This window comes from Kroppenstedtia guangzhouensis, from assembly GCF_014637345.1.
Classification (GTDB): Bacteria; Bacillota; Bacilli; order Thermoactinomycetales; family DSM-45169; genus Kroppenstedtia; species Kroppenstedtia guangzhouensis.
This window is the reverse complement of sequence record NZ_BMEX01000047.1, coordinates 1-3,421: the sequence shown is the minus strand read 5'-3', so window position 1 is coordinate 3,421 and position 3,421 is coordinate 1. Positions and strand designations below refer to the sequence as shown.

Annotated in this window: 3 protein-coding genes; 1 reads left to right on the top strand and 2 read right to left on the bottom strand. The window is 48.3% G+C overall.

Annotated features, from left to right (window positions below; all coding sequences use genetic code 11):
• The first annotated feature begins 335 nt into the window (after nucleotides 1-335).
• Entirely contained in the window at nucleotides 336-635 is a 300-nt protein-coding gene (locus IEV46_RS17615) for a hypothetical protein (RefSeq protein WP_188433891.1), read from the top strand.
• 185 nt (nucleotides 636-820) lie between these two features.
• Here IEV46_RS17615 and IEV46_RS17610 read toward each other — a convergent pair whose 3' ends face one another.
• Together IEV46_RS17610 and IEV46_RS17605 are read right to left on the bottom strand one after the other, a co-directional pair.
• Complete coding sequence (locus IEV46_RS17610) at nucleotides 821-1,780, bottom strand: site-specific integrase (RefSeq protein ID WP_188433889.1); 960 nt, start codon at nucleotides 1,778-1,780, stop codon at nucleotides 821-823.
• A gap of 665 nt (nucleotides 1,781-2,445) precedes the next feature.
• Nucleotides 2,446-3,147, bottom strand: coding sequence for a hypothetical protein (locus IEV46_RS17605; protein WP_373284651.1), 702 nt, complete (start codon nucleotides 3,145-3,147; stop codon nucleotides 2,446-2,448).
• Between the last annotated feature and the right edge of the window lie 274 nt (nucleotides 3,148-3,421).

The window sequence follows — 3,421 nt, the reverse complement described above, 5'->3', positions numbered from 1 at the left end:
TTTAACCAAATTCGGGCTTACATCCGATGGCGCAACAAAAATAAACGTCATGAGGCGATCTTACGAGAACAAAAGAAGATCAAGGTGGCCTGACAGGGCACTAGTACTACCTTGAGCTACTTTGAGAGTGTCAATGGATGTCGAACTTTGTCGGCATTGTGGGCATGAAGCGAGCTCCAAATCACTGTCCGATTTCATTTACTTTGTAACAACATTCGACATTCAAGGAACTTCAACCCTATTGGAGCTCGGAATCCAATGCCAATCCAAACAAGCATCTGCGATCGCCTTCTGTGAGAAACAACGAAAAATCCTGGGAAAGATGAGCCAGGGAGTTGCCTTCCCTTGCATTGGATTCAACGCTCAACCCTCCTCTTAATGGCAGCGTCGGAATGAACAATAACGTCATTGAACAAAAGGGAGAACATAACATCATGTCCTTTAATATGGTGCATGAGATTGTTTCTGAAAAAACTGTAAAAGATGCGAAGAAGTTTTACACTGAAACGTTTGAAAAGTATTACCGGGATGGCACACCATCAGTGTATATGGAAAAGCTACTTTTCGATCCGCAAATTGCCACAGGAGATCCCGATGAGTCCATGACAATGATTAAGCCTCCATACCTTCAGTAGTAAGACTATGTATTATTTAAATAAAAAGAACCGAGAGAACGTACTATTTCGTACGTAATCTTGGTTCTTTCTGTTTTGTTATATTTATCATGGCGGCCAAATATTATTCATTCATATTTACCCTTTGCTGTCTTTTTCCGAAACCACCGAACCTTCCATCCATTAACCTTAAAGCAGAACCGCTTTCACAATCCGATATCCGAGGCTGCGTTTTCGTTGAACAGTTCTCCGTCCCGGATATAGCGGCGGACCATATTCGTCGATTTGTGCCGCGTCTGTTTCATGATCGCCCGTTCATCTTTCCCGGCCATGGCAGCGGAGGTGGCAATCCCGGCACGCAGGCTGTGGCCGGAAAAACGGTTCGGATCCAAACCGATCGCTTCCACGGCTTTCTTTACAATGAGCGCCACAGACCGGTCGCTCAGCCGACGAGCCCGCACTTGGCCATGTCGGTTGATCGGTCGAAACACCGGACCTTCCGTGATCCCGGACTCAGACAACCAATCTTCCAAAGCCCTTACCGGGCAAGTCTCCAAGCGGGATCCCCGGGGAATCCCCACCTTCTCTCCTCTCCCCTCCTGGTCGGTTTTGGATCGGCGCAGGTGGATCACCAATCCCCGGGGAACTGATTGCAGGTCTTCCCGGTTGATGGAGACCAACTCCGATCGCCGAAAGCCGCCGGCAAACCCCACCAACAGCAATGCCCGATCCCTTCTGCCGGTCAGGGTGTCCGGAAGTTGGCAGACTATCTGCCTGAGATCCTCCACAAGGATCGGGTCCTTCCCCTCCTGATAAGTCCCCTTGGCTCTTCGGATTCCCGCCCAGACGGTTCGCACCACATAACCGGTCGTCGGGGAATCGTACCCTGCCGCCTGATGAGCCTGACTGATCGCAGCCAGACGTCGCTGCAGAGTGGAGGTTCTCCTACGGTCCGCCAAATCCGCCAGATACAGAGCGACGGTCTCTGGGTCTGCGGGCAAAGCGGACAAGGATCGCTCTTGACACCAGGCGGTGAAATCTGCCCAATCTGCCCGATAACTTCGGGTCGTGTTGGCTGCCTTGGACTGCCGGGTGTAATCTTTGGCTTTCTGTAAGATTTCCCGAACGTCACTGGAAACTTCCTGACTCACTCTCGTGATTTCCATTCTTTCACCTCCCACTCCCTACTCTATTATTTAAGCATAATCATCCCTTCGAACCAACGTTCTGTTCCTTCTCACTTCCAGGGATGTCATGCTTTTTGTATATTGAAATTAAGCCGCCACAACCACTCCAAAATGAAAAATGCACAGGTACCATCACCCTTCGAAACTAAATAAACCACTCTTAAAACGGGAATTTGAAGGCCTAATAAATTACAATTACATACATAAACAGGAGGATTATTTTCGTGAATTTGCAGTTTCAAAAATTCCAGGGTGAAGTGGATCACTTGGTCAGCTTCCTTACATCCCAATCCTGGGATTACCACTCGGATCCCCGACCGGGAGCGGATCAAATCAGGCAGCTTGCGAAAAAAAGGTTATTACCACAGCCGGGAAAGCATCACTTTCAGGATTCAGTCGGACTCCGGGGAGAAGATCGGCCTGTTAAGTGGAAGATTCCACTCCCCTGTTTGACATACGCGTCCTCAACCTGTATCGCAAGAGGGGCATTGGAGAGACAGCCGTCCGGTGGATGGCTCGTTATGTTTTCACTCGATTTCCTCACACAATCCGAATCGAAGGACACACCCGCCGGGACGCCTGTGGTGTGGGATGACTGGAAGTATTGAAAAGGACTCCCCTGACCGGGAGTCCTTTTCAATACTTCACTTCTTTCGGTTTTTTTTGGCGTTTTTCCTTCTTCCCCATGGTTTCACATAGGAGAGGATCACCATTGTGGCCAATGCAATCAGATTTGCGAGGTTCCCGATGAGGAGATGTTTGATATCTGACAGCTGCAATGTATCGAAGTCGCCATTGGACGTTGCTGCGGTTACTTGATCAAGCCATTGATTCATATAAAATATGCCAAAACCAATGGTACCCAGGGTCAAAACCTCTTTGACGATGATCCAGTAATACCGGGTGAGCCCCCAGTTTGTCAGAACAGATAGCAAGAGACCGGTGATAAGCGCTCCAAGGGCGGGATATTTGACATAGACATCGTCGAGGAGATTGATATTCATATAAATCACATACAGTTCATTGTTGTGATTTGCCGACAGGGATGTGATCAGCAAGCCAAACATACACAAAATTCCGCCAAACCAAGCGACAATGAACAAGATATGCGCGGACAGCATCCAACTTTTTTGCGCATAGGACAAGCTCATTTTTTTCGCCATAATATCACGTTCCAATTTCAATCGTTTTTTTTCGTGAATGCGATCCGCCCTGCATCGGTTGTTCACCATGAGTACGGCCCCGGCACACAGGCATGTGAAAATCAGAAAAAGAAACCAGAGCCAGAACCAACCATCCAACAACATTAAGTCGACCCCGATTCCTTCAAACAGGCAAATTACCATCACAATAAGCTTTCCCATCCTAAAAGTGTTGTGAAAATACTGCCACAGGGAGGGTTGGATTTCATATGGAGCTTTTTTGGATTGCTGGAACTTTGGCGCCGGAATGTGAAACCCAATCCCGACCGAATCAGAACGCTTCCAAGTCCCTCCCCAGGACGCCGGTTACGGAAGCTAGTGCCCCATCCGGAAATTTAGTTTGGTAATGGAGGAAGGATTTACACTTGGTTTTCTGGAAGGTAGAGAATCTACCACGGAAACAGCAGGTGAAAGAAAT

What these genes read in the sequence shown, in the direction of transcription:
- IEV46_RS17610 (WP_188433889.1), bottom strand. Translation starts at nt 1,780, where the DNA reads ATGGAAATCACGAGAGTGAGTCAGGAAGTTTCCAGTGACGTTCGGGAA.
- IEV46_RS17605 (WP_373284651.1), bottom strand. Translation starts at nt 3,147, where the DNA reads ATGGTAATTTGCCTGTTTGAAGGAATCGGGGTCGACTTAATGTTGTTG.